21 protein-coding genes and 1 pseudogene are annotated in these 24,199 nt (G+C 74.4%); 13 read left to right on the top strand and 9 right to left on the bottom strand.

All coding sequences use genetic code 11. From position 1 onward, the window contains the following. Positions 1 to 81: 81 nt before the first annotated feature. A complete protein-coding gene (locus tag ACH4K1_RS23930) occupies positions 82 to 2,505 on the top strand; it encodes a right-handed parallel beta-helix repeat-containing protein (protein WP_398091383.1) in 2,424 nt (807 codons plus the stop codon). Here ACH4K1_RS23930 and ACH4K1_RS23925 read toward each other — a convergent pair. After that, the gene (locus ACH4K1_RS23925; protein WP_398091381.1) at positions 2,472 to 4,922 is read right to left on the bottom strand and encodes a hypothetical protein; all 2,451 of its coding nucleotides are present in this window, start codon (positions 4,920 to 4,922) and stop codon (positions 2,472 to 2,474) included. The two genes, ACH4K1_RS23930 and ACH4K1_RS23925, sit on opposite strands and share 34 nt — an antisense overlap. 264 nt (positions 4,923 to 5,186) lie before the next feature. On the opposite strand from ACH4K1_RS23925, the gene ACH4K1_RS23920 reads away from it, so the two are divergent. From ACH4K1_RS23920 to ACH4K1_RS23905, 4 genes are all read left to right on the top strand, one after another. Further along, positions 5,187 to 6,047, top strand: a complete 861-nt coding sequence (locus ACH4K1_RS23920) for a DeoR/GlpR family DNA-binding transcription regulator (protein WP_398091379.1) — start codon at positions 5,187 to 5,189, stop codon at positions 6,045 to 6,047. A 129-nt stretch (positions 6,048 to 6,176) separates the two neighbouring features. Then, the gene (locus ACH4K1_RS23915) at positions 6,177 to 6,629 is read left to right on the top strand and encodes an SRPBCC family protein (protein WP_398091377.1); all 453 of its coding nucleotides are present in this window, start codon (positions 6,177 to 6,179) and stop codon (positions 6,627 to 6,629) included. 148 nt (positions 6,630 to 6,777) lie between these two features. After that, positions 6,778 to 8,370, top strand: a complete 1,593-nt coding sequence (locus ACH4K1_RS23910; RefSeq protein WP_398091375.1) for an SDR family oxidoreductase — start codon at positions 6,778 to 6,780, stop codon at positions 8,368 to 8,370. A gap of 59 nt (positions 8,371 to 8,429) precedes the next feature. Next, on the top strand, positions 8,430 to 8,588 hold the full coding sequence (locus ACH4K1_RS23905; RefSeq protein ID WP_398091373.1) for a hypothetical protein: 159 nt from the start codon (positions 8,430 to 8,432) through the stop codon (positions 8,586 to 8,588). A gap of 38 nt (positions 8,589 to 8,626) precedes the next feature. Here the strand turns inward: ACH4K1_RS23905 and ACH4K1_RS23900 are convergent, their stop codons facing one another. After that, on the bottom strand, positions 8,627 to 9,760 hold the full coding sequence (locus tag ACH4K1_RS23900; RefSeq protein ID WP_398091371.1) for a PLP-dependent cysteine synthase family protein: 1,134 nt from the start codon (positions 9,758 to 9,760) through the stop codon (positions 8,627 to 8,629). Positions 9,761 to 10,006: 246 nt separating this feature from the next. Here ACH4K1_RS23900 and ACH4K1_RS23895 point away from each other — a divergent pair, with 246 nt between their 5' ends. Continuing rightward, positions 10,007 to 10,324, top strand: a complete 318-nt coding sequence (locus tag ACH4K1_RS23895) for a hypothetical protein (RefSeq protein ID WP_398091532.1) — start codon at positions 10,007 to 10,009, stop codon at positions 10,322 to 10,324. Between the two features lie 250 nt (positions 10,325 to 10,574). Next, positions 10,575 to 11,093 carry an ATP-binding protein gene (locus ACH4K1_RS23890; protein ID WP_398091369.1) on the top strand — a complete coding sequence of 173 codons (519 nt, stop codon included), beginning with the start codon at positions 10,575 to 10,577 and terminating at the stop codon, positions 11,091 to 11,093. Between the two features lie 93 nt (positions 11,094 to 11,186). Here the strand turns inward: ACH4K1_RS23890 and ACH4K1_RS23885 are convergent, their stop codons facing one another. Next, complete coding sequence (locus ACH4K1_RS23885; RefSeq protein ID WP_398091367.1) at positions 11,187 to 12,401, bottom strand: ROK family protein; 1,215 nt, start codon at positions 12,399 to 12,401, stop codon at positions 11,187 to 11,189. A 319-nt stretch (positions 12,402 to 12,720) separates the two neighbouring features. Here ACH4K1_RS23885 and ACH4K1_RS23880 point away from each other — a divergent pair, with 319 nt between their 5' ends. Continuing rightward, positions 12,721 to 13,851, top strand: coding sequence for an MFS transporter (locus ACH4K1_RS23880; RefSeq protein WP_398091530.1), 1,131 nt, complete (start codon positions 12,721 to 12,723; stop codon positions 13,849 to 13,851). Positions 13,852 to 13,906: 55 nt separating this feature from the next. On the opposite strand, the gene ACH4K1_RS23875 is transcribed toward ACH4K1_RS23880, so the two are convergent. Further along, positions 13,907 to 14,620 (bottom strand): TetR/AcrR family transcriptional regulator, encoded by a 714-nt coding sequence (locus ACH4K1_RS23875; protein ID WP_398091365.1) that lies wholly within the window; start codon positions 14,618 to 14,620, stop codon positions 13,907 to 13,909. A gap of 150 nt (positions 14,621 to 14,770) precedes the next feature. Here ACH4K1_RS23875 and ACH4K1_RS23870 point away from each other — a divergent pair, with 150 nt between their 5' ends. Beyond that, a complete protein-coding gene (locus ACH4K1_RS23870) occupies positions 14,771 to 15,226 on the top strand; it encodes a nitroreductase/quinone reductase family protein (RefSeq protein ID WP_398091363.1) in 456 nt (151 codons plus the stop codon). A 46-nt stretch (positions 15,227 to 15,272) separates the two neighbouring features. Here ACH4K1_RS23870 and ACH4K1_RS23865 read toward each other — a convergent pair whose 3' ends face one another. Continuing rightward, positions 15,273 to 16,487 (bottom strand): geranylgeranyl reductase family protein, encoded by a 1,215-nt coding sequence (locus ACH4K1_RS23865; RefSeq protein ID WP_073771325.1) that lies wholly within the window; start codon positions 16,485 to 16,487, stop codon positions 15,273 to 15,275. Between the two features lie 196 nt (positions 16,488 to 16,683). On the opposite strand from ACH4K1_RS23865, the gene ACH4K1_RS23860 reads away from it, so the two are divergent. Together ACH4K1_RS23860 and ACH4K1_RS23855 are read left to right on the top strand one after the other, a co-directional pair. After that, on the top strand, positions 16,684 to 18,048 hold the full coding sequence (locus ACH4K1_RS23860) for a dipeptidase (RefSeq protein WP_398091361.1): 1,365 nt from the start codon (positions 16,684 to 16,686) through the stop codon (positions 18,046 to 18,048). Positions 18,049 to 18,178: 130 nt separating this feature from the next. Next, on the top strand, positions 18,179 to 18,868 hold the full coding sequence (locus ACH4K1_RS23855; protein WP_398091359.1) for an MBL fold metallo-hydrolase: 690 nt from the start codon (positions 18,179 to 18,181) through the stop codon (positions 18,866 to 18,868). 82 nt (positions 18,869 to 18,950) lie between these two features. Here ACH4K1_RS23855 and ACH4K1_RS23850 read toward each other — a convergent pair whose 3' ends face one another. Then, the gene (locus ACH4K1_RS23850; RefSeq protein ID WP_398091357.1) at positions 18,951 to 19,988 is read right to left on the bottom strand and encodes an NUDIX domain-containing protein; all 1,038 of its coding nucleotides are present in this window, start codon (positions 19,986 to 19,988) and stop codon (positions 18,951 to 18,953) included. A gap of 101 nt (positions 19,989 to 20,089) precedes the next feature. After that, complete coding sequence (locus ACH4K1_RS23845) at positions 20,090 to 21,019, bottom strand: ROK family protein (protein ID WP_398091355.1); 930 nt, start codon at positions 21,017 to 21,019, stop codon at positions 20,090 to 20,092. 205 nt (positions 21,020 to 21,224) lie between these two features. Here ACH4K1_RS23845 and ACH4K1_RS23840 point away from each other — a divergent pair, with 205 nt between their 5' ends. Then, on the top strand, positions 21,225 to 22,253 hold the full coding sequence (locus ACH4K1_RS23840) for a LacI family DNA-binding transcriptional regulator (protein WP_398091353.1): 1,029 nt from the start codon (positions 21,225 to 21,227) through the stop codon (positions 22,251 to 22,253). Between the two features lie 7 nt (positions 22,254 to 22,260). On the opposite strand, the pseudogene ACH4K1_RS23835 reads toward ACH4K1_RS23840, so the two are convergent. Both ACH4K1_RS23835 and ACH4K1_RS23830 read right to left on the bottom strand, forming a co-directional pair. Next, positions 22,261 to 22,425 (bottom strand): annotated as a pseudogene (locus tag ACH4K1_RS23835) (alpha/beta fold hydrolase); the annotation flags it as partial. Between the two features lie 223 nt (positions 22,426 to 22,648). Continuing rightward, positions 22,649 to 23,947 carry a DUF6986 family protein gene (locus ACH4K1_RS23830; protein WP_398091351.1) on the bottom strand — a complete coding sequence of 433 codons (1,299 nt, stop codon included), beginning with the start codon at positions 23,945 to 23,947 and terminating at the stop codon, positions 22,649 to 22,651. On the opposite strand from ACH4K1_RS23830, the gene ACH4K1_RS23825 reads away from it, so the two are divergent. After that, positions 23,946 to 24,199: hypothetical protein (locus ACH4K1_RS23825; RefSeq protein WP_398091348.1), on the top strand; the 254-nt coding region annotated here is incomplete at its 3' end. The two genes, ACH4K1_RS23830 and ACH4K1_RS23825, sit on opposite strands and share 2 nt — an antisense overlap.

Raw genomic sequence — 24,199 nt, 5'->3', positions numbered from 1 at the left:
GGTGGTCCGACCCCGTCCGCCTCCCCGGCGACGGACGGGCCCGAGGCATCGCACAGCACGAGGTGGGGGCAGAGCAACGCCATGGCACAGGGCACGGTCCAGGTGACGCACACCGGCACATCGCGATGGCGCCGCCGCACGGGCGAGTACGCCTCCCTCTCCGCGGCCCTGGAGGCGGCGGCCGACGGCGACGTCCTCACCGTCGCGCCCGGAACGTACCGGGAGAACCTCGTCCTCCACCGGGCGGTGACGTTGCGCGGCCCCGAGGGGTCGGTCGGTTCCGTGCGGATCGCGCCGGCCGACGGCGTACCGCTGACCGTGCGCGCCTCCGCGGTCGTCCAGGACCTCCACATCGAGGGCCAGGACGCGGCGGCCCCGGCGCTGCTGGTCGAGGACGGCACGGCGGAGCTGCGGGACCTGCGGATCGTGACGCGGTCCGCCGCGGGCATCGAGGTGCGCGGCGCGGCCCGGCCCACCGTGCGGCGCTGCACGGTCGACAATCCGGCCGGGGTCGGCATCGCCGTACTGGACGGCGCGGGCGGCGTGTTCGAGGAGTGCGAGGTCGTCTCGGCCGGCCAGGCGGGCATCTCGGTCCGCGACGGCGGGCACCCCCGTCTGGACCGCTGCCGGGTGCACCACGCGTCCGGCGCGGGCATCGGCGTCACCGGCGAGGGCAGCGGCCTGGAGGCGTTCGGCTGCGAGGTGTACGAGATCAAGGGCAGCGGCATCCAGGTCACCGCCCGCGCCTCGGCGCACCTGACCGACTGCACGGTGCACCGCACATCGGCGGACGGCGTCACGCTGGACACCGACGCCGTGCTGACGCTCGCCGACTGCGACATCCACGACATCCCGGAGAACGCCGTCGATCTGCGGTCCCGTTCGGTGCTCACGCTGACCCGCTCCACGGTCCGCCGCTTCGGCCGCAACGGGCTCTCCGTCTGGGATCCGGGAACCCGGGTGGACGCCAACCAGTGCGAGATCCACGACAGCACGGGCGACTACCCGGCGGTCTGGGTCAGCGACGGCGCGACGGTGATACTGGACGCCTGCCGGGTGCACGACGTGCCCGACGCGCTCTTCGTCCTCGACCGGGGCTCGCGCGCCGACGTCGTGGACAGCGACCTCTCCCAGATCCGCAACACCGCCGTCTCGGTGAGCGACGGGGCGACCGCCCAGCTCGACGACTGCCGGATCAGGGAGGCGTCCACGGGCGCCTGGTTCCGCGACCACGGAAGCGGCGGCACGCTCGCCAACTGCACGATCGACGCGGCGCAGACCGGGATCATCGTCACCAAGGGCGCGGACCCCACCATCGAACGCTGTACGGTGACCTCCCCCGCCGAGGCGGGTTTCTACGTCTCCGCCGAGGGCCGGGGCACCTTCGACGGCTGCCGGGTGACGGGCAGCGAGGGCTACGGCTTCCACATCATGGACGGCTGCCGCACCACGCTCACCCGCTGCCGTACCGAGCGGTGCGCCCGGGGCGGGTACGAGTTCCCCGAGGGCGACGGCGGCTCCGGGACCGGTCCGGTGGTCGAGGAGTGCACGAGCGACGAGAGCGCGCTGCGCACGGCCCCGGCGCCCGCGGTGCTGACGGCCGCCCGCACGGCGTCCGGCCTGCTGGGTTCGCCGCCCGCTCCGCGCCCGGCCGAGCCCGCCCCGGCGCCGGCCGCCCCGGCCGAACCGGTCCGGGACTCCTCGGCGGTCCTCGGTGAACTGGACGCGCTCGTGGGCCTGGAGAACGTCAAGCGCGAGGTACGGGCGCTCACCGACATGATCGAGGTGGGCCGCCGCCGCCGGGAGGCCGGGCTAAAGGCCGCCTCCGCCCGCCGCCACCTCGTCTTCACCGGCTCCCCCGGCACGGGCAAGACCACGGTCGCCCGGCTGTACGGGGAGATCCTGGCCTCGCTCGGCGTGCTGGAGCGGGGCCACCTGGTCGAGGTCTCCCGGGTGGACCTGGTCGGCGAGCACATCGGCTCGACGGCGATCCGGACCCAGGAGGCGTTCGACCGGGCACGCGGCGGGGTGCTGTTCGTCGACGAGGCGTACGCCCTCTCCCCCGAGGACTCCGGCCGCGACTTCGGGCGGGAGGCCATCGACACGCTGGTGAAGCTGATGGAGGACCACCGGGACGCGGTGGTCGTGATCGTCGCCGGCTACACCGTGGAGATGGAGCGGTTCCTCACCGTCAACCCCGGCGTGGCCTCGCGGTTCTCGCGGACCATCACCTTCGGCGACTACCGCCCCGAGGAGCTGCTGCGGATCGTCGAGCAGCAGGCCGACGAGCACGAGTACAGCCTGGCGGACGGCACCGGGGAGGCGCTGCTGAAGTACTTCACGGAGCTTCCCAAGGGCCCCGCCTTCGGCAACGGCCGCACCGCCCGCCAGACGTTCGAGTCGATGGTGGAGCGGCACGCGGGCCGGGTCGCCCAGCTCGCCGAGACGAGCACGGACGACCTGACCCTGCTCTACCCGGAGGACCTTCCCGAGCTGCCCTTCTGAGGCCGGGCCACGGTCTGCCGGGGCACCAGCGGCCCCAGTTCGTCGAGGAGGGCGGTCCGCTCCTCGGCGAAGGCGGGATCGGCCTGGTAGTCGGAGTGGCCGAGGATCGGCTCGGGCAGGGGGAGCTTCGTGGTCCGCCCGTACGCCTGCGGGTCCTTCAGGGGGCCCCGGTCGACGCCGGGGTCGGGGTCGGCGCAGATGCGGACGGGGCCGCCGATCGGGTCGGTCGCCCGCCACAGGTTGCGCCAGCAGTGCACCGATCGGTGCAGCCCGAGCAGCGGTTCGGGCCCGAAATAGGCCGGGAACCAGCGCCCGTACAACCGCTCCAGGGGCGAGCCGTAGGTGAGCAGCGCGACCCGGTGGCGGGTTGCGTCGGGCAGCTGCCAGACGGCGGACGCGGCGAGGACGCTGCCCTGCGAGTGGCCCGAGATGACGAGCCGGCCCCGGGGCGTGGTCGCCGTCCAGGCGGACATCCGGGAGGCGAGGTCGGGGACGGCGCGCTCCGCGTAGCAGGGGGGCGCGAAGGGGTGGGCGGCGCGCGGCCAGAAGGTGCCCACGTCCCAGAGGATGCCGATGGTGCGGCGGGCCGAGGCGTCCTTGTAGGCGCGGCGGCCGCCGGCGACGAACAGTATGAAGCCGAAGCCGATCAGCCAGGAGCCGGTCGACTGGGCGGCGTCGGCCAACGACTCCAGGAGCGGGCCGCTCCCGTCCGCGGCCCGGCCCGGTACCTCGTCGCTGCGCCAGGAGCCGGCGACCGCCCCCGCCCCGAGCAGCAGGGTGGCGGCGGAGACCACCCCGACGATCCAGGGGGCGGAGTCGGTGAGGGCGGCGGTCGCGCGGATCCGGGCGATGCGGCGGGTCCGCCCCTCGTCGGGCTGGTGGGGGGCGTACTCCGCCTCGACGACCGGGCCGAGACGGCGGGCGGTGCGCGCGGTGCGGACGCCCAGGAGCGCGACCGGGACGAGCAGGAGCAGCAGGAGCACCGGGATCACGGACGCCTGCCAGCTGAGCAGGACCGGCGGCCCGGGGATGTCGGTGTCGTGGCCCATGCCCGGGGTGCCGGGCCCGTCGAGCCAGTCGGCGACCCGCTGGGCCACGCCGCCGGTCATCACACCGGCGAGGGCGCAGGCGAGCATGGCGACGGTGGGGCCGCCGAGTCCGCGCAGGACCGTACGGGGGTCGGGAGCGCGCTGATAGAGGGCGCGGGCCACCACGGCGAGCGCGACGACGAGGATGCCCTGGCCGAGCGCGAGGAGCCGGAAGGCGGCCTCGCCGGGCAGGCTGCCCGAGGACTGCCAGTCGGGGCGCGACCAGGACGCGTGCACGGCGGCGAGGACGAGCAGGGCCAGCGCGGAGCCGGGCAGATAGGTGATCAGGGCGCCGTCCAGCCGGGTGTCGCGGATCCGTTCACTGCGGCCCCGGCGGCAGACGACGGCGACCGTGACGAGCGCGCACACGGCGATGCCGCCCTCGACGGCCGCGCCCAGGAGCGCCGGCACCGGTCCGTCGGCGCCCCGGTCGTGCCGGGCGGCGGCGCCGACGACGGCCGCGGCGACGGTCAGGAACCCGGCGGCGGTGTGGGCGGCGCGGAGCCGGGCGACGAGCCGCCGGCCGTACCAGAAGCCGGGCCTGCCGAGCGCGGGGCGGACCGGTACGGTCGGGCGCGGGCACCCCTCGACATCCGGCTCGGGCGCGCCGGGACCGTGGGCCTCCTCCGAGCCGAAGGGGTCGTTCTCGTCGAAGTCCTGGTCGTCCAGCGGGCGTTGGGACTCGTACGCGCTCCAGGTCCGGTTGGAGAGGTACCACAGCAGGCCCACCAGGGCGGCGGGCACGACGGCGGCGACGGCGAGGCGGCGGCCGGGCTGGGACCACCAGCCGCCCTGACGCTCCGACAGGAAGCCGAGCCAGGAGCGCCGTTCGGCGCAGGCGCCGGTGCCCGCGCACTGCCAGGCCACCAGGTCCAGGGCGACCTCGCAGGCGGCCGCCGTGAGGAGCACGGTGAGGCTGAGCGCGAGGAGCCGCACCAGGACGCCGTACAGCCGGACCGCGCGGGCACGGCCGACGGCGGTGGGACGCATCCAGTGGGCGAGGTTGACCACCATGAACGGCAGGAGCAGCAGCCACAGCGCACGGGAGCCGTTGCCGGAGGTCAGGCCTGACCAGCAGTACGCCTCGGCCACGGGCTCGTCCCGGTAGCGCTCGGGGTGGCTCTCCGCGTCGACGTCGTCGGTGCGCCGGTGCACGGCGGCGGTCTCGTCCCCGGTGACCCGGGTCGTACGGGGGTCGCCCAGCATCTCCTGCGGGGTGGTGCCGCCGACGCCGTGGACGAGCAGTTCCAGTGCGGTCCCGGTGTGCCGCGGGGCCGGCGGGGTCGAAGAGGGGTGCGGGGGCGGCGGGGGCAGGGCGGCAGAAGCCAAGGGGAGGGCTCTCTCTCGGGTGCGGCGGCCTCGGCGGCCGACGGGGACGTGCACAGGAGCGGTGGGAGCGGGCCGGGGCGCCGAGGGCACCGGCCCCGGCGGCCCGCCGGTGGTACGGACCCAGAATTCCGGGCGCGGGGCGGGTGCGTGAGCGGTCTCACGGAATCTCCCCAGGTGGGACGTCGGACATGCGTGCGTGGCAGGATGAGCGTGTCGCGCAGGCCGCTGCGGACCGTACGGCAGAGGGAAGGACCGGGCCCGGCGTTGAGCGAGAATCAGAACCTGCTCGCGGAGCAGCGTCGTGCGCTGATCCTCGACGAGGTGCGCAGGCGTGGCGGGGTCCGGGTCAACGAGCTGACCCGCACATTGAACGTCTCCGACATGACGATCCGCCGGGACCTGGACGCGCTGGCCCGCCAGGGTGTCATCGAGAAGGTCCACGGCGGGGCGGTCCCGGTCGTCGAGGCGAGTACGCACGAACCCGGGTTCGAGGCGAAGTCGGCGCTGGAGCAGAGCGCCAAGGAGGAGATCGCGCGGGCGGCGGCGGCCCTGGCGGCTCCGGGAAGCGCCATCGCGCTCTCGGGCGGGACGACGACCTTCGCGCTGGCCCGCCGTCTGCTGGAGGTGCCGGATCTGACGGTGGTGACCAACTCGGTGCGGGTGGCCGACGTGTTCCACGACGCACGGTGTCCGGCGGGGGGCGGCGGTGCACGGCCGGGGGCGGCGACGGTGGTGCTGACGGGCGGGGTCCGCACCCCCTCGGATTCGCTGGTCGGGCCGGTCGCGGACCGGGCCATCGACTCCCTCCACTTCGACGTGCTCTTCCTCGGCGTGCACGGGATCTCGTCCGAGGCCGGGCTCTCGACCCCGAACCTGGCGGAGGCGGAGACCAATCGCCGCCTGGTGCGGGCGGCCCGCCGGATCGTGGTCGTGGCCGATCACACCAAGTGGGGCACGGTGGGCCTGAGTTCCTTCGCCTCGCTGGAGGAGGTCGACACGTTCGTCACGGACTCGGGGCTGACTCCGGAGCTGCGCGCGGAGATCGGCGAGCAGCTGCCGGGCCTGCTGGTGGCGGGCGACTCCCCGGCGGAGTCCGCGGACGCCCTGTCCGTCCCCGGACTCTGACGCGGGCCCACGCGGCTTCCGCCGGGCCCGGCAGGTCCGCCGGGTGCGCCGGGTGCGCCGGGCCCGCCCTCCCTGCGAGGCTCCCGGCGGTTCCGCGCGGAGCGGTGGGGTGCCCCTTAGGATCAGGGTGTGGCCGTCTTCCGGATCGAGCGCTTCTCCCCTCTTCCCGCCGCCGAGGCATGGCGCCGGGTGACCGACTGGGAACGGCATGGCGCACAGGTGCCGCTGACCGCGGTCTCGGTCCCGACCGGGCTCCCCTCGCGGCTCGGCACCGTCTTCGTGGCCCGTACGGGGCTGGGTCCGCTGGCGTTCGACGACCCGATGGAAGTGGTGCGGTGGACGCCGCCCGCCGGGGGCCGGGCCGGGGTCTGCCGGCTGGAGAAGCGGGGCTCCGTGGTGCTGGGCCGCGCCTCGATCGACGTACTGCCCACGGGTTCCGGTTCCCATGTGGTCTGGGTGGAGGAGCTGCGGGTGCGGCTGGTCCCCCGGTTCGGCGATCCACTGCTCGCCTCGGCCGGCCGGCGGATGTTCGGCAAGGTCCTGGACGCCCTGCTGGCCTCCCCCGGGGACGCCGGGGAGTGATGCGGCCGGGAGACCGGGCCCGCGCGCCCGTCCCCCGCCCTCGGGACGGCTCGGGAGAGCGGCGCCGGACGGCGCCGCCAGGGTGTCGATACCGCCGTACGGTGTGCCCGACCGGTCGTGCGCACCGACCGGTGCCAGACTCGGACAGATGACGGATCACCACGACCGCTCCGACGACGCCTCCGGCCGCCCGGGGCTCCCCGACGCCCCCGAGCGCCCCGACGGGTCGGCCCCCCGCTGCCTGGTGACCGGGGCGACCGGCTACATCGGCGGCCGGCTGGTGCCCGCCCTGCTCGACTCCGGGCACCGGGTGCGCGCCCTGGCGAGAACGCCGCAGAAGCTGCGCGACTACCCGTGGGCCGACCGGGTCGAGGTGGTGCGCGGCGACGTCACCGACGCCGGCTCTCTGACCGAGGCGATGCGGGACGTCGACGTGGCGTACTACCTGGTGCACGCGCTCGGCACCGGCTCGGACTTCGAGGAGACCGACCGCCGGGCCGCCCGGAACTTCGGCGAGCGGGCCCGGGCGGCCGGGGTGCGCCGGATCGTGTACCTGGGCGGGCTGACCCCGTCCGGGGTGCCGGAGAAGGACCTGTCACCGCATCTGCGCTCGCGGGCCGAGGTGGGGCACATCCTGCTGGATTCCGGGGTGCCGACGGCGGTGCTGCGTGCGGCGGTCGTGATCGGCTCGGGGTCCGCCTCGTTCGAGATGCTGCGGTACCTCACCGAACGGCTGCCGCTGATGATCACCCCGAGCTGGGTGCGGACCCGCATCCAGCCGGTGGCGGTCCGGGACGTCATCCGCTACCTCGTGGGATGCGCGGGGCTGCCGGCCGAGGTGAACCGGGCCTTCGACATCGGCGGACCGGACGTCATGACGTACCGGGACATGATGCAGCGCTACGCCCGGGTGGCGGGGCTGCGCCGGCGGCTGATCCTGCCGGTGCCGGTACTCACCCCCACGCTCTCCAGCCGCTGGGTCGGTCTGGTGACCCCGGTGCCCGGCGCCATCGCCCGGCCGCTCACGGAGTCGCTGCGCCACGAGGTGGTCTGCCGGGAGCACGACATCGAGGAGTACGTCCCCGACCCGCCGGAGGGGCCCATCGGCTTCGACCGGGCGCTGCGGCTGGCCTTGAAGCGGATCCATGAGGCGCGGGTCGACACCCGCTGGTCCAACGCCTCGGTGCCGGGCGCGCCGAGCGACCCGCTGCCCACCGACCCGGACTGGGCGGGCGGCAGCCTCTACCGCGACCAACGGGAGCTGGCCGTACCGGCCGGGCCCGAGGCGTTGTGGCGGGTGATCGAGGGCATCGGCGGGAAGAACGGCTGGTACTCCTTCCCGCTGGCCTGGTCGGTACGCGGCTGGCTCGACCGGTTCGTCGGCGGGGTGGGGCTGCGGCGCGGGCGGCGGGACGCCCGGCGGCTGCGCGTGGGGGACTCACTGGACTTCTGGCGGGTGGAGGAGATCGTCCCGGGCGAGCTGCTGCGGCTGCGGGCCGAGATGCGGGTGCCGGGGCTCGCCTGGCTGGAGCTGTCGGTGCGCCGTGACGAGCGGGGCCGGACGGTGTACGGGCAGCATGCCCTGTTCCACCCGCGCGGGCTGGCCGGCCACGCCTATTGGTGGAGCGTGTGGCCCTTCCACTCGGTGGTGTTCGGCGGGATGGCGCGCAACATCGCCAAGGCGGCCGCGGAGGAGGAGAGGCGCCGCGGGCCGAGGTCCGGCAGGGGCGAAGACCACTGACGGCCCGGCCGCCGGCGTGTGCCCCGCCCGCACGCCGCGGGCCGCCGGATGGGTACGTGATGACACGCCGACTCCGTTCCGTGGGAAGGGAGTTCGTCGAGTCCGGGCCGGTGCGGCTGGTGTCGGCCGCCGACGGGGCGGGGGTGTTCCGCCTGCTGCGGGGGCGGGGGCGGGCCGGTCCTTCCGGGACGCCGTACGCCGTCTGGGCGCACGGCTGACGGCGCGGACGCCCTGAGGGCCGGGTCGGGGCCCGCGGTCAGCAGGGCCAGGCGCCGGTGGCGAGGAACGCGTCGATGGCGGCGGTGTACGGGGCGATGTCCAAGCCCTGTTCCTCCAGCCAGGAGTCGGAGTAGTACTTGTCCAGGTAGCGGTCGCCCGGGTCGCACAGCAGGGTGACGACGCTCCCCCGCTCCCCCTGTTCCACCATCTCCGCGATCAGCTTGAACGCGCTCCACAGCCCGGTGCCCGTGGAGCCGCCCGCCTTGCGGCCGATGGTCCGCTCCAGGGCGCGGACGGCGGCGACGCTGGCGGCGTCGGGGACCTTCATCATGCGGTCGATGGCTCCGGGCACGAAGCTGGGCTCCATGCGCGGGCGGCCGATGCCCTCGATGCGCGAGCTCCGGTCGCTGGCGGCGAGGGGGTCGTGCTGGGTCCAGCCGTCGAAGAAACAGGAGTTCTCCGGGTCGGGCACGCAGACGCGGGTGTCGTGCTGGAGGTAGTGGATGTAGCGGGCGATGGTCGCCGAGGTGCCGCCGGTCCCGGCGGTGGCGACGATCCAGGCGGGCTCCGGGAAGCGCTCCAGGCGCAGTTGCTGGTAGATCGACTCGGCGATGTTGTTGTTGCCGCGCCAGTCGGTGGCGCGCTCCGCGTAGGTGAACTGGTCCATGTAGTGCCCGCCGGTCTCGGCGGCGAGCGCGGCGGACTGCTCGTACATGGTGTGCGAGTCGTCCACGAAGTGGCACCGCCCGCCGTGGAATTCGATGAGACGGCATTTCTCGGGGCTGGTGGTGCGCGGCATCACGGCGATGAACGGCACGCCGATCAGCTTGGCGAAGTACGCCTCCGAGACGGCGGTCGAACCGCTGGACGCCTCGATGACCGGCTTGTCGGGCCGGATCCAGCCGTTGCAGAGCCCGTACAGGAAGAGCGAGCGGGCGAGGCGGTGCTTCAGGCTCCCGGTGGGGTGGGTGGACTCGTCCTTGAGGTAGAGGTCGATGCCCCACTGCTCGGGCAGCGGGAAGCGCAGCAGGTGGGTGTCGGCGGAGCGGTTGGCGTCGGCCTGGACCTTGCGGACGGCCTCCTTCAGCCAGGCCCGGTACTCCGGGTCGCTGCGGTCGACGTCGACGGTCGCCCTGGCCCCGTGCCCGGCCGCGTTTTCCGTGGTGTCCATGGGCCCGCTCCTGTCGGTCGTGCTGCGTCGGTCCCCGATCCGGGACCCTGTCTCCACGATAGGCTCCCCACCTGCGCAAACGGTCACTTGGAGGGTCCATAGCCCTGCCTTTGGGCGCCGCGCCGGGTGCTGCTGCGACGGGCGGGGCGGACGGGTTCCCGGCACGCTGCCGGGCCCTCTGGCGGTCCGGGGCGCGTCCGTGCACACTGCACAGCAGGAGAGGTGACGAAGGGGGGCGAATCCACGATGGCGGACGTCGAGTTCAGTGCGTCGGGGGTCAGGATCGAACGGTTCACCAGATCGCTGACCAGGGCTGGTCAGGTGGTGGTGAAGGACGGCAGGCTGTCGCTCCTCACGAGCAACGGGCGGGAGATCGCCAGCGCCCCGGTGGGGACGGTCAGCGCGCGGAAGTGGTGGTTCATCACGGCGGATTCCGTCATCGCCCGGGTGAACGGGGTGCGCTACCGGTTGACGATGGGGCAGCGCAGCCGCAGACGTGACGGGGCGGCCCCGCTGCGGCGCTTCCTGGAGACGCTGCGCAACGCGCGCGGCCGCCGGGACTGACCTTCGGTACGGACACGGCGGGCCGGCGACCGGGCCGCCGGGCTCCGCCGCGAGTTGCGGAGCCGCAACCCCTGGGCCACGCTGGTCCCATGTCACTGAAGGTGCACCCTCGGTGACAGAGCGATCCGCTCCCCGGACCGGGTCGCGCGACACGAGCAGACACGACAAGAGCAGAGCGGATTCGGCGGTCAGTCGTCCGCCGACTCCGTTCGCTTCTCTTCTTCCGGACCTATTTCGGGGAGTCGCAGCCGTGATCAGCGAGCCCAGCAGGCACTGCACGGTGGCGCTCCAGGCCATGCCGTCGCGGATCGGTCAAGTCCGCAGGATCATCTCGGCGCAACTGCGCTACTGGCATCTCGATCCTCTGATCGACCAGGCGGCCCTGGGCGTCACCGAGCTTCTCACCAATGTCCACCGGCACGCACAGCCGGACAAGTCATGCACCGTCGACATCGAGCTGCTGCTCGACCGGCTGACGGTCTCCGTCCACGACCACGATCCCCGGCTGCCCACGGTGAACGAGGCGGATGCGTCCGCCACCTCCGGCCGAGGGCTGGCGCTGATCGCCGCCGTCAGCGAGAGCTGGGGCGTGCGACCGGTCGGCACGGCGGGGAAGGCCGTCTGGTTCACCCTGCCGACGACCACCGGCGCCTCGACGCTGCCGTCGCTCGCGGTCTACGGGTCGATGACCGACGGGCCGTTCGGGTCCGTCACCATCGCCCCCGACGACCTCTCGTCCCTGCCCGCCCGGTCGGCCGCCGTCGGCTGAGGGGGGGACGGCGCGCCCGACCGGAGGACCGGCAGCGGTGCGGCCCGGAGCCGGTACGGAGCGACCCCTTCCGTACGGTGCTCGCGGGGCGGGTCAGGCCAGAGCGGCGAGCGGGTCGTCGAGGACCGGCTGCCAGGCCAGTTCGGCCGCACCCACCAGGCTGTTGTGCGCCAGCGTGCACGGCAGGATCGGTACGCTGCCGCTGCGCCCCCAGAGGCTGCGGTCGGCGACGACGGCGCGCAGCCGCTCCGGGTCCGCCTCCAGCAGGTCGCGGTGGAGTCCGCCGAGGATGATCCGGTCGGGGTTGAGGATGTTGACCAGCCCCGCCAGCCCCAGGCCCAGGCGGTCGATCAGCTCTTCGGCGGCGCGCCGCACGGCGGGGTCGCCGTACTCCGCGCGGAGCAGGTGGCCGGCCTGCTTGAGGAGGGACTCCTCGGGGCCCGGTTCGCGGCGGGCGGTGGTGAGGAAGGCCAGCGGGTCGGTCTCCACGTCGAGGCAGCCGCGCCCGCCGCAGTGGCAGGGCCGTCCCTCGGGGTTCACCGCGAGGTGGCCCACCTCCAGGGCCAACCCCGAACTTCCGCTGTGCAGGCGGCCGTCGAGCACGAGCGCCCCGCCGACGCCCCGGTGGCCGGTGGCCACGCACAGGAGGTGCTGGGCGCCGCGGCCCGCGCCGTGCCGGTGCTCGGCCAGTGCGGTGAGATTGACGTCGTTGCCCGTGAACGCGGGGCCGGTGATGCCCGCTTCGCGCACGCAGGCGGTGAAGATGTCCCGGACCGGGGAACCGGCGGGCCAGGCGATGTGCAGCGGGTTGAGGGCCGTCCCCTCCGGTTCGGCGACCGCCGAGGGCACCGCGAGCCCGGCCCCGACGCAGCGCAGCCCGCTCTCGCGGAGCAGGGCCGCCCCCGCGTCCACGACCTCCCCGAGCACCTGGGCGGGGTCGGCCATCACCGTGACGCAGCCCGGCGATGTGGCGACGATCCGCCCGCCGAGCCCGACGAGCGCGGCCCGGAAACCGTCGGCGTGCACCTGGGCGGCGAGGACGACGGGGCCGGTCTCCAGGACGGACAGCCGGTGCGAGGGGCGGCCCTGGGAGCCGGCCGCCGACCCGGGGCTGGAGTCGACCCGGATCAGGCCGAGCGCCTCCAGCTCCGCGGCGACCGCCCCGGCGGTGGCGCGGGTGACGCCGAGTTCGGAGGTGAGGACGGCCCGGGTGGGAGCGCGGCCGGTGTGGACCAGTTCCAGCGCGGGCCCGAGCGCACTGCGGCCCCTCTCCAACTTCGTCCGGGTGGTCGTCGCCTTGCCGTTCATGGGGGTGAGTCTCCCATGATCCGGAGACCCCCCGGACGCCCAGTCCCGGCGCGGGGAGCCGCTTCCGGCCGCGACCGCACGCCTCGGCCCGGCGTCGGGTGCGGCCCGCAGGACCGCATCGGGCCCGGCGTGGGGCCACCGCCCGCCGGACGGTCCGGGGCCCGGACGCCTCCGGTGCGCAGGCGTGTTGCGTCCGCCGTCGGAGCGCCCCTATGCTGAGTTTGTGCCGCAACTAAACAAACTGCGGACGGCCCAACCGGGGGGATTCGGCGGAGACACCGCCCCACCCTCGTCGGCCCGCCTCCGTACCGCGCTGACCGTGTTCTTCGCCCTCGACGGGTTCCTCTTCGCCGGCTGGGTGGTCCGCATCCCGGCCATCAAGCAGCAGACCGGCGCCTCCGCCACCACCCTCGGACTCGCGCTGCTCGGCGTCTCCGCCGGGGCGGTGGTCACCATGATGCTCACCGGCCGGCTCTGCCGCCGCTTCGGCAGCCACGCCACCACCGTGGCCTGCGGCGTCCTGCTCCCCCTGAGCATCGCGCTGCCCGCCCAGACCCACTCGGCGCTCTCCCTCGGGCTCGTCCTGCTGGTGTTCGGCGCGGCGTACGGCGGGATGAACGTGGCGATGAACAGCGCCGCCGTCGACCTGGTCGCCGCGCTGCGGCGGCCGGTCATGCCGAGCTTCCACGCGGCGTTCAGCCTGGGCGGCATGGTCGGCGCCGGGCTCGGCGGCCTGGTCGCGGGCGGCCTCTCCGCCTCCGCCCACCTCTTCGCCCTGGCGGGGGCCGGCCTGCTCGTCACCGCCTTCGCCGGACCCTCGCTGCTGCGCCACCGCCCGGCCCACGCCGCCCCCGGCGCCGCCGACGCGCGAACCCCGAGGCAGCGCCTGTCGCCCCGCGCCCGCCGGATCGTCGTGCTCTTCGGCATGATCGCGCTCTGCACGGCGTACGGAGAAGGGGCGCTGGCCGACTGGGGCGCGCTCCACCTGGAGCAGGACCTGGGCGCGCATCCCGGGACCGCCGCCGCCGGATACGCGGTGTTCGCCCTGACGATGACGGCGGGCCGGCTGACCGGCACCCTGCTCCTGGAACGGCTCGGCCAGACCCGCACCCTCGTCCTCGGCGGGGCGACGGCGGCGGCCGGGATGCTGCTCGGCTCGCTGGCGCCGACCGCCTGGGCGGCGCTGGCCGGCTTCGCGGTCACCGGACTCGGCCTCGCCAACATCTTCCCCGTCGCGGTGGGCCGCGCGGGCGAGCTGGCCGGCCCGAGCGGCGTCGCGGCGGCCTCCACCCTCGGTTACGGCGGCATGCTGCTCGGCCCGCCCGCGATCGGTTTCCTCGCGGACTGGTTCTCGCTGCCGCTGGCCCTGACGACGGTCGCCCTGCTGGCGGCCGCGGCGGCCGCCCTGGGGTACGGGGCCCGTAACGCCACGTCGGACGCGCACCCCTGAGCACCCCGCACACCGGGCCGGCCGTCGGCCTCCCGGGCCGACGGAGCAGCGGCTCTCAGGCGAGGTCCGCTCCCCGGCCCCGCGGCGGAAGCCCGACCGAGCGGGCCAACTCCCCCACGGCCTGGCGGAACAGCGGCTCGCGCGCCTCCACGACCCGGTCGAACTGGCCGAACAGCTCGAAGGAGATCAGGCCGAACACCTGGGCCCAGGCGGCCACCAGAGCCGCGACGGCGGCCGGCGGCACCCCGGGGGCGAACGCGGCGGCCATCCGCTCGGCGTCGGAACGCAGCTCCGGCGCGGGGGAGGGGACGGCGAGTTCACCGGTCCGGGACGCGGCGCGGACGATGTCGATGAAGACCAGGCCCACCCGGGAAGCGGGTCCTACCGTGTCCATCGGGGCGGTGTAGCCGGGGACGGGCGAGCCGAAGATCAGGGCGTACTCATGGGGGTGGGCGAGCCCCCACTCCCGTACGGCGCAGGCGACGGCGGTCCAGCGTTCGGCGGGCGGCACGGTCTCCGCCCGCTCGGCCGCCCCCTCCGCGACCGCCCCGACGGCGTCGTAGGCGTCGACGATCAAGGCGGTCAGCAGGTCGTCGCGGCTGGGGAAGTAGCGGTAGAGGGCGGAGGAGACCATGCCCAGCTCCCGGGCCACGGCCCGGAGCGAGAGCTTGGCCGCGCCCTCCTCGGCGAGCTGCCTCCTCGCCTCGTCCTTGATGGCGGCGGTCACTTCGACGCGGGCGCGTTCCCTGGCCCCTCGGATGGTGCTCATGCGATCAGTCTGCCACGGGAGTGGAGCACCGGACAGAAAAGAGAGCAGCGCTCTTGCTTCCCGTCACCACGCCGTGCACACTGATCTCAAGCGAGAGCGCCGCTCTCGCTTTCTTCACCCGGCAGCAGTGCTCACACCGCGGGAGTCGCCATGACGCAGCAGGCCTACTACCTCCGGGCCGGCTCCGCCGCCCAGCGGCTCAACAAGGTCGTCGGACGGCTGGCGCGGTACGGAATCAGCCTGATGGGCTCCGCCGAGCTGTCGGTGCGGGGGCGCAGGAGCGGGCAGATGCAGCGCATCCCGGTCAACATCCACACCTTCGAGGGCGAGCGGTACCTCGTCTCGGCCCGGGGCCACTCGCAGTGGGTGCGCAACATGCGCGTCGCGGGCGGCGGAGAGCTGCGCCTGGGGCGCAGGGTCAGCCGCTTCGCGGCGGCGGAGATCGCCGACGACGCGCAGAAGGCCCGGATCGTCCGGGCCTATCTGGAGCGGTGGGGCTGGGAGGTCGACCAGTACTTCCAGGGGGCCACGGCGCAGTCCACGGACGCCGAGCTGCTGGCGGCCTGCCCCGACCACCCGGTGTTCCGCCTCACCGAAGCGTCCTGACCGCACCCCGCGTGCCGGGGAGCGCGGCCAGGACGACAGACGTCCCTCAGCGGTCCATCGCGTGCAGCGCCCGCTGCGCCAGCGGGTGCGTACGGACCAGCTCCGCCAGCGACGTGGTGCCCCGGGTGATCCCGGCGAACGCTTTCCAGGCCGGGCGGAAACCGGTCAGCACCGCGTGCAGCACCCCGGGGCGGCGCTCGAACAGCTTAAGCATGCGGCGTCCCACCCCCATCTCCACGCCGAGACCGGCCTTGATGGCGAAGGCGTAGTTGAGGGCCTGGCGGCGGGCATCCACCGCGTCGTGCGACTCCGCGATCCTGACCGCCCACTCCCCCGCCAGCCGGCCGGAGCGCAGCGCGAAGGAGATGCCCTCGCGGGTCCACGGCTCCAGCAGCCCGGCGGCGTCCCCGCAGACCACGACCCGGCCCCGGGAGAGCGGCGAGTCGTCGCTGCGGCAGCGGGTGAGGTGGCCCGAGGAGACGGCCGGTTCGAACCCGGCGAGGCCGAGGCGGGCGATGAAGTCCTCCAGGTACCGCTTGGTGCCCGCGCCGTCGCCGCGCGCCGAGATGACGCCGACGGTGAGGGTGTCGCCCTTGGGGAAGACCCAGCCGTAACTCCCCGGCATCGGGCCCCAGTCGATGAGGACCCGGCCCGCCCAGTCCTCCGCCACGGTGGCGGGCACGGGGATCTCCGCCTCCAGGCCGAGGTCGACCTGGTCGAGCTTCACCCCCACGTGGGCTCCTATGCGGCCCGCGCTGCCGTCCGCGCCGACGACCGCCCGCGCGAGCACCGTCTCGCCGCCGGCCAGCACCACGGCGACCGTCCGCCGGTCGGGGACGGCGGGACCGTGCTGCTCGACCCGCACCACCGACGCCCCGGTGCGCAGCTCCGCCCCGGCCTTCTGCGCCTCCTCGACCAGACCGGCGTCGAACTCCGGCCGGTTGATGAGGCCGAAGAGCATGCGCCGGGACCGGCGGGTGCGCGACAGCTTGCCGTTGAGCGAGAAGGTGACCGCGTGGATGCGGTCCTTCAGGGGCAGTTCGAACCCCGGCGGCAGCGCGTCCCGCGAGAACCCGATGATCCCTCCGCCGCAGGTCTTGTAGCGCGGCAGTTCCGCCTTCTCCAGCAGCAGGACCCTCCGGCCCGCCACGGCTGCCGCGTACGCCGCCGATGCGCCGGCCGGTCCGGCGCCGACGACGACGACATCCCACACGGTCGACTCTTCCGGCTCACGTCCGGCGTCTGCGTTCTCGCTGCTCACGATGTGCTTCTGCTCCTGATCCGACCAGTGGCCCCAAGCTGCTCACGGCATCCTACGGCGCGTTCCGGCCCGGCCCTCCTGTGGGAGGATCGGCCATGATTTCGTCGTACATGCGTCGCCGCACGGACGGCGCCGCACACGGTCGCGTACTCACCGCGCCCCACCCCATAACGTCGCACCCACGAGGAGCGTGCCCATGACCGCCCGTCCGATTCATCAGACCGTCGCCTCGCTGATGCCCCGCGCCCGGCAGGAGCTGGCCGAGCTGGTGGCGTTCCAGTCGGTGGCGGACCCGGCGGTGTTCCCCCGGAGCGAGTGCGAGGGCGCGGCGAACTGGGTCGCCGACGCGCTGCGCGCCGAAGGGTTCACGGACGTCGCCCTCCTGGACACCCCCGACGGGACGCAGTCCGTCTACGGGTACCTGCCCGGACCGGCCGGTGCGCCGACCGTGCTGCTCTACGCGCACTACGACGTGCAGCCGCCGCTGGACGAGTCGGCCTGGATCTCCCCGCCGTTCGAGCTGACCGAGCGCGACGGCCGCTGGTACGGACGGGGCGCGGCCGACTGCAAGGGCGGGTTCATCATGCACCTGCTCGCGCTGCGCGCCCTGAAGGCGGACGGCGGCGTCCCGGTCTCGGTGAAGGTGATCGCCGAGGGTTCCGAGGAGCAGGGCACCGGCGGTCTTGAGCGGTACGCGGAGGCGCACCCGGACCTGCTGCGCGCGGACACGGTCGTCATCGGCGACACCGGCAACTTCCGGGTCGGGTTGCCGACCGTCACAGCGACGCTGCGCGGGATGACGATGCTGCGGGTCCAGCTCGACACCCTCGAAGGCAACCTGCACTCGGGGCAGTTCGGCGGCGCCGCCCCGGACGCCCTGGCCGCGATGATCCAGCTGCTGGCCTCGCTGCGCGCCGAGGACGGGACGACCACCGTCGACGGTCTGACCGGCGACGCCGAGTGGGACGGCATCCAGTATCCGGAGGCGGAGTTCCGGCAGGACGCCAAGGTGCTGGAGGGGGTGGAGCTGATCGGCACGGGTACGGTCGCGGACCGGATCTGGGCCCGTCCCGCCGTCACCGTCATCGGCATCGACTGTCCGCCGGTGGTCGGCGCGACCCCGTCCGTGCAGGCGAGCGCGCGGGCTCAGATCAGCCTGCGGGTGCCGCCGGGCCACGACGCCGCCGAGGCGACGAAGCTGCTCACCGCCCACCTGGAGTCCCGTGCCCCCTGGGGCGCGCGGGTACGGGTGGAGCAGGTGGGCCAGGGCCAGCCGTTCCGGGCCGACATGACCAGCCCGGCGTACACGGCGATGGCCGAGGCGATGCGGGAGGCCTACCCGGGCCAGGAGATGCAGTCCTCCGGCATGGGCGGCTCCATCCCGCTCTGCAACACGCTGGCGGGCCTCTACCCGGAGGCGGAGATCCTGCTGATCGGGCTGAGCGAGCCGGAGGCGCAGATCCACGCGGTGAACGAGAGCGTGTCGCCCGAGGAGCTGGAGCGGATGTCGGTCGCCGAGGCGCTGTTCCTGCGCAACTACGCGGAGTCGAAGAAGGCCTGAGCCCGCCGGGGTCCGACGCCGTGCCGTCGGGCCCCGCGATAGTTTGGGGAAGGCCCGGCTACGCCCTCGGCGAAGTCGCCCGGAGCGTAGGCCTGTGCGGCGCGCACCCTCGTCCGCGTACGTTCGCCGCATGGATCTCGTAGAGGTACTGCCCTCCTTGCACCTGCTCCGCTTCCGGATCGGCCAGGCGTACCTCTGGCGTGACGGGACGGATCTGACGCTGATCGACGCGGGCGACGCCGAGTCGGCCGCCGCGATCGAGGCCGCGGTCCGGAGGCTCGGCCACGATCCGGCCGCGATCCGCCGTATCGTCCTCACCCACGGCCACCGCGACCACGTCGGGGCCGCCGGGGAGCTGGCGGACCGGCACGGCGCGGAGGTCGTGGCCCACGCGCTGGACGCCCCGGTGATCCGGGGCGAGCGGCCCGTGCCGGAGCCGGACCTGCTGGAGTGGGAACGCCCGCTGTACGCGCACGGGCTGACGTGTCCCGAGGCTCCGCCCACCGTGGTGGACCGGGAGGTGGGCGGCGGCGAGGTGCTGCCGTTCGGGGGCGGGGCGCGGGTGGTGCACGCCCCCGGCCACACTCCGGGCTCCATCGCCCTCCATCTCCCGCGCCACGGGGTGCTGTTCACCGGCGACTGCGTGGCCTCCGCGGAGGAGCGGGTGATGCTCGGCGTGTTCAACGTGGACCGCGCCGAGGCGCGGTCCACGTTCCGGCGGCTGGCCGCCCTCGCTCCCCGTACCGTCTGCTTCGGCCACGGCGACCCGCTCACCGAGGACGCGGCGGCGGTGATGGAGGCCGCGGCGCGCGCCTCCTGAGGCGCCGGGCGCCGGTGCGGCGCGCCCGGGGGCGGGCGGGCCCCGAGCCCGCGGCCCGCCCGGCCGCCCGCGCGAACGCCGCTCAGCCCACCGGGACCCCCGCCTCCAGGTTGAGCACCGTCGACCGCTCGCGCGCCCGCAACGCCCAGCGCAGCCGCTCGTACCGGGTGGGCGGCAGCATCCCCGCCGCCTCCTCCTCGGTGACGAAGCGCCAGCCGCGCAGCTCGGAGCCGGGCAGCAGCAGCCGGCCGGCGTCCTCGGAGCGGAGCAGGCCGCCGTCGAAGAGGAAGCGCAGCCCGCCGAAGCCGGGCGGGCGGGGCGACTCCCAGTCGACGAGCAGCAGTCTGGGGGGCCGGTCGAGACGGAGCCCTACCTCCTCCGCGACCTCGCGGACACCGGCCTGCGCGGGCGCCTCGCCGGGCTCCACGACCCCGCCGGGGAACTCCCATCCCGGCTTGTACGTGGGGTCGACGAGCAGCACCCGGTCCTCTTCGTCGAAGAGCAGCACCCCCGCGGCCACCGTCTCGGCGGTCGGCTCGGGACTCTGCACGATCGGGCACGGCGTGGCGCTCCCGGTGCGCACGGCGTCCGCGATCCGTTCGGCGGTTCCCCGGGGGGTGAGGGCGCCGTTGTCCACCACGTACGCGTCCTGGGCGATCCATCCGAGGGCGTCGCGGTAGGCGCCGATGTGCTCGTAGGCCCACCGGCGCACCCGCTCGCTCTGCTCGGCGTCGCCGGGGAACTCCTCGCGGCCCGCGATCCGGCCGCGCAGGATCGTTTCCTCAGGTGAGAGCACCACATGGCGGACGGGAATGCGCCGGGAGGCGAGCCCTCCGAAGATCTCGTCGCGGTACTCCTGCCTCAGCAGCGTCATCGGCACCACCAGGACCCCCGGCACCTCGGCGAGCAGGGCCGCCGCGGTGTCCACCACGAGCCGCCGCCAGATCGGCAGGTCCTGGAAGTCGGTGACCTCGGCGAGCCGCTTCTGCGGCAGCAGGGCGCGCAGTGCCGCGCCGGTGACCTCCGGGTCGTACAGCGTGCTGTTCGGGATCAGGTCGACCAGCTCGCCCGCCGCGCTGGTCTTGCCCGCACTGAACGCACCGTTGATCCAGACGATCACGGTTCCCCCTCTTCCGTAGCCCCCTGTGGCTTGCCCGCAACACCCTGCCGCGGAAACCCCGTGACGGCGACGGCGTTGAACGGATGCGGGCGTTCCGCCCCTCAGCGCAGCGCGATGGCCGCCGCCGCGGCCCCGACCAGGCCCGCGTCGGCGCCCATCACGGCGGGCGCGACGGTGAGCCGGCGAAGGTAGGAGAGCGTGGCGTAGTCGCGCAGGCTGCGGCGCAACGGCGCAAAGAGCACCTCCCCGGCCCCGGCCACTCCCCCGCCGACCACCGCGATGTCGAGGTCCGCCAGAGCTGCCGTGGCGGCGATGCCGGCGGCCAGGGCCTGGGCCGCGCGCTCGTACGAGGCGAGGGCGACCGGATCTCCGGCGCGGGCGGCGGCGGCCACCGCGGCGGCCGTAGCGTCCCCGTCCGGGCCGGGCCGCCAACCGTTCTCCCGGGCGCGGCGGGCGATGTTGGGACCGCTCGCGATGCCTTCGACGCAGCCGCGCCCACCGCAGGGGCACGGATCGCCGTCCAGGTCGACGCTGATGTGACCGATGTGGCCGGCGTTGCCCGAGGGACCGGAGCGGGGGGCGCCGTCGAGGACGAGACCGCCGCCGACGCCCGTCGACACGACGAGGCACAGCGCGTTGTCGTAGCCCCGGGCGGCCCCCAGCCAGTGTTCGGCGGCCGTCATCGCGACCCCGTCGCCCACCAATGCCACGGGCAGCCCGCCCGTCGCCTTGTGCACCCGCTCCACCAGCGGGAAGTCGCGCCACCCGGGCACGTTGACCGGGCTGACCGTACCCGCGGCGGCGTCCACCGGACCGGCGCTGCCGATTCCCACGGAGCGGGCCCTGCTCCACAGCGGGGTGGCCATCAGCTCCCCCAGCACCGCGTCCACGGCCCCCATGACCGCCTCGGCGCCCTCCCTGGCGGGCGTCGGGCGCTGCGCCCGTACCCGGAGGGAGCCGTCGCCGCCCACCAGCGCGCCGGCGATCTTGGTGCCGCCGATGTCGAGCGCGGCGACGAGGTCGGTATGCATCGGTGTGGGCTCTCCGGATCGGCGAAGGGGCGGGACCTGCGGGTTCCGACCTCAGTTTGCACAGTCTCCCTGCTGTTGACAACGTTGTCCAGGGCCTATGCTCGTCGCCACGGCCGCCGGCCGCCCCCGCGGCGCCCCGCTCGGCCGGCCCCGCCCCCGCCCGGAGCACCGCAGACACCCCGTATCCGACGACAGGACAGCGCACGTGGACCGGACCGCCCGCCCTTCCGAGACCCGCTACGGCAACCGGCCGACGATGAAGGACGTGGCGGCCCGCGCCGGAGTGGGCCTCAAGACGGTCTCCCGGGTGGTGAACAGCGAACCCGGCGTCACACCCGACACCGAACGCCGCGTGCAGGAGGCCATCGACGCCCTCGGCTTCCGCCGCAACGACAGCGCCCGCGTGCTGCGCAAGGGCCGCACGGCCTCCATCGGGCTGGTCCTGGAGGATCTGGCGGACCCGTTCTACGGCCCGCTGAGCCGCGCGGTGGAGGAGGTCGCCCGCGCGCACGGGGCGCTGCTGATCAACGGTTCCAGCGCCGAGGACCCGGAGCGGGAGCAGGAGCTGGTGCTGGCGCTGTGCGCCCGTCGTGTGGACGGCCTGATCGTGATCCCGGCCGGCGACGACCACCGCTATCTGGAGCCGGAGATCAAGGCGGGCATCGCCACGGTCTTCGTGGACCGCCCGGCGGGCCACGTGGACGTCGACATGGTGCTCTCCGACAGCTTCGGCGGGGCCAGGGAGGGCGTGGCGCACCTCATCGCCCACGGCCACCGCAGCATCGGGTTCATCGGCGACCGGCCGCGCATCCATACGGCCACCGAGCGCCTGCGCGGCTACCACGCGGCGATGGCGGACGCGGGCATCGCCGTCGCGGACGGCTGGGTCTCCCTCGGCTCCACCGAGCCGGAGCGGGTCCGGGCCGCCGTCGAGGAGATGCTGAGCGGCCCCGAGCCGGTCACCGCCCTGTTCGCGGGCAACAACCGGGTGACGGTGACGGTGGTGCGGGCGCTCGCGGAGCGGGAGCGCCCGGTGGCGCTGGTGGGGTTCGACGACATCGAGCTGGCGGATCTGCTCGGCATCACCGTGATCTCGCAGGACGCGGCGGCGGTCGGCAGGACCGCCGCCGAGCGCCTGTTCCGCCGCCTCGACGGGGGGGGCCACCCCACCGCCCGGGTGGAACTGCCCACCACGCTGATCCCGCGCGGCTCGGGCGAACTGCCTCCCGCCTGAGGGCCGGTCAGCCGCGCTCCTCGAACTCCCGGCCGAGCAGGGCCGGCAGCCGGGCGGGGGCGTCCTCCTGGACCGTGTGACCCGCCCCCTCCACCCAGAGCAGCTCGGAGTGCGGGATGAGCGCGTGCAGTCGCTCACCGAAGGCCGGCGGCAGAAAGCCGTCCTCGCGCCCGATGCGCGCCTACCGCGCCCGTGGCGGGGCGGCGGGCCGACGCCGTACGTGAAAGCGCCCGGTCCGGGGCGGTGTTCGGCCCGGGCGGGGTGCTCAGGGGGCCCGCGGGCGGGCCGGATAGAAGGGGTTCAGCCAAGGTGAGCCCAAAAGTCGCCACCGGATGGTCTTGAGCCCTGACGAGGTAGACCTGCTGGCCCCCGGATGCGGAAGCGTCGGCCGGCGGCTACGGGGCCGTGACCGTCAGATCGCCCCGGCGGGGCGAGGCGAAGGTGTCCAGGTCGGCGCGGGTGAGGCCGGTCAGCCGGGCGACCTCCTCGGTGTCCAGCGCGCCGCAGTCGATGCCGCGCAGCAGGTAGCCGCTGAGGGCCTTGGCGGTGGCCGGCTCGTCCATCACGTCGCCGCCGGCCTTGGCCGCGTACGCGGCGAGCCGGGCGGCGGCCGGCTCCAGGCCCTCCCGGTAGAAGGCGTAGACGGCGGCGTAGCGCGTGGGCAGGTGGCCGGGGTGCATGTCCCAGCCCTGGTAGTAGGCGCGGGCCAGAGCGCGGCGGGTGAGGCCGTAATGGAGCCGCCACGCCTCGTGGACCTGATCGGTCGGACCTACGGGCAGGACGTTGGTCGAGCCGTCGGAGACGCGTACGCCGGTGCCCGCCGCGGCGACCTGCATGACGGCCTTGGCGTGGTCGGCCGCCGGGTGGTCGCTGGCCTGGTAGGCGGCGCTGACCCCGACGCAGGCGCTGTAGTCGAACGTCCCGTAGTGGAGCCCGGTCGCGCGGCCCCGCGCGGCGTCGATCATCCGGGCGACGGCAGCGGTGCCGTCGGCGGCGAGGATGGACTGGCTGGTCTCGATCTGGATCTCGAAACCGATGCGCCCGGCATCCAGGCCGTGCGCCTTCTCGAAGGCTTCCAGGAGGTGGACGAAGGCGGTGACCTGCTCGGGGTAGGTGACCTTCGGGAGGGTCAGCACGAGCCCGTCCGGGAGCCCTCCGGCCTCCATGAGCCCGCTGAGGAAGACGTCCGTGGTGCGGATGCCCCGGTCGCGCACCCCGGCCTCCATGCACTTCATCCGGATGCCCGTGTACGGAGCCGCCGTGCCGTTCGCGTACGCCTCGGCGACCAGGCGGGCGGCGCGGGCGGCGGCCCGGTCCTCCTCCGCGTCCGGGCGGGGGCCGTAGCCGTCCTCGAAGTCGATGCGCAGGTCCTCGACGGGCTCGCGCTCCAGCTTGGCGCGTACGCGGTCGTGGACCAATCCCGCCAACTCCTCGGGGATGCCGAGCACGGCGGCGAACGAGGCCGCGTCGGGGGCGTGTTCGTCGAGGGCCGCGAGCGCCTGGTCGCCCCAGGAGCGCAGCGTGCCGGGCTCGATGACGTCACCGGGCACGTAGACGGTGTGGACGGGCTGGCGAGTGCCGGGGTCGCCCGGGTAGCGGCGGGCCAGCTCCGCGTCGACCGCCGCGAGGGAGGCGCTGATCTCCTCGCTGACCGCACCGGCGAGGCTCGTCGCCACCTTCTCCTGCTGACCCATGACCGCACCCTCCACGCTCTCGCCGTTTCCGCTTCCCGGAACCAACAATCCGTATAGTGAAGTTATAAGCCCGCTCGACCGGCGTCAATGGTCGTCCGGAACGGCTCCGGGCCGCGCGGTGGGGTTCACCGTGCGGCCCGGGGCCGGGGGGTTGTGCGGGGGTGGGTCAGCCCTTGCGGGCGGTGATCTCGTCGGTGAGCTGGGGGACGACGGTGAAGAGGTCGCCCACGACGCCGTAGTCGACGAGTTCGA

It is taken from the genome of Streptomyces sp. NPDC017448 (assembly GCF_044330565.1).
GTDB lineage: Bacteria > Actinomycetota > Actinomycetes > Streptomycetales > Streptomycetaceae > Streptomyces.
Note: the sequence above shows the minus strand (reverse complement) of the source record. Positions and strands in the feature narration are given on the sequence as shown.

What these genes read in the sequence shown, in the direction of transcription:
- ACH4K1_RS23930 (WP_398091383.1), top strand. Translation starts at nt 82, where the DNA reads ATGGCACAGGGCACGGTCCAGGTGACGCACACCGGCACATCGCGATGG.
- ACH4K1_RS23830 (WP_398091351.1), bottom strand. Translation starts at nt 23,947, where the DNA reads ATGGGTCAGCAGGAGAAGGTGGCGACGAGCCTCGCCGGTGCGGTCAGC.
- ACH4K1_RS23855 (WP_398091359.1), top strand. Translation starts at nt 18,179, where the DNA reads ATGGATCTCGTAGAGGTACTGCCCTCCTTGCACCTGCTCCGCTTCCGG.
- ACH4K1_RS23845 (WP_398091355.1), bottom strand. Translation starts at nt 21,019, where the DNA reads ATGCATACCGACCTCGTCGCCGCGCTCGACATCGGCGGCACCAAGATC.
- ACH4K1_RS23875 (WP_398091365.1), bottom strand. Translation starts at nt 14,620, where the DNA reads ATGAGCACCATCCGAGGGGCCAGGGAACGCGCCCGCGTCGAAGTGACC.
- ACH4K1_RS23895 (WP_398091532.1), top strand. Translation starts at nt 10,007, where the DNA reads ATGGCGGACGTCGAGTTCAGTGCGTCGGGGGTCAGGATCGAACGGTTC.
- ACH4K1_RS23885 (WP_398091367.1), bottom strand. Translation starts at nt 12,401, where the DNA reads ATGAACGGCAAGGCGACGACCACCCGGACGAAGTTGGAGAGGGGCCGC.
- ACH4K1_RS23860 (WP_398091361.1), top strand. Translation starts at nt 16,684, where the DNA reads ATGACCGCCCGTCCGATTCATCAGACCGTCGCCTCGCTGATGCCCCGC.
- ACH4K1_RS23900 (WP_398091371.1), bottom strand. Translation starts at nt 9,760, where the DNA reads ATGGACACCACGGAAAACGCGGCCGGGCACGGGGCCAGGGCGACCGTC.
- ACH4K1_RS23910 (WP_398091375.1), top strand. Translation starts at nt 6,778, where the DNA reads ATGACGGATCACCACGACCGCTCCGACGACGCCTCCGGCCGCCCGGGG.
- ACH4K1_RS23905 (WP_398091373.1), top strand. Translation starts at nt 8,430, where the DNA reads ATGACACGCCGACTCCGTTCCGTGGGAAGGGAGTTCGTCGAGTCCGGG.
- ACH4K1_RS23870 (WP_398091363.1), top strand. Translation starts at nt 14,771, where the DNA reads ATGACGCAGCAGGCCTACTACCTCCGGGCCGGCTCCGCCGCCCAGCGG.